Source organism: Xanthomonas sp. NCPPB 2864 (assembly GCF_056675615.1).
On record NZ_JBWWVS010000034.1, the window covers coordinates 1 to 209 of the forward strand.

General features: G+C 63.2%; 1 protein-coding gene. It reads right to left on the reverse strand.

Annotated features, from left to right (window positions below; genetic code table 11):
- On the reverse strand, window positions 1–209 hold a 209-nt coding region (locus tag AC1KVE_RS21040), incomplete at both ends, for a calcium-binding protein (RefSeq protein WP_481093052.1).

The following is a 209-nucleotide window of genomic DNA, read 5'->3' on the forward strand; positions in this document are numbered from 1 at the left end:
ACCCTCCAAACGATCTGTGCCGGTGCCGCCGGACAAGGTGTCGTTGCCAGCTCCGCCCAGCAGGACGTCGTTGCCGTTCCAGCCGCCGATCGTGTCTGCGCCATCGGTACCCAACGTGGTCAAGCCCATCGCACGCAAAGTCGCCGGCGTCCAGATCGTGCCGTCAGCAAACACCAGCTGCTCGATGCTGCTCGCATCGTTTTCATTGC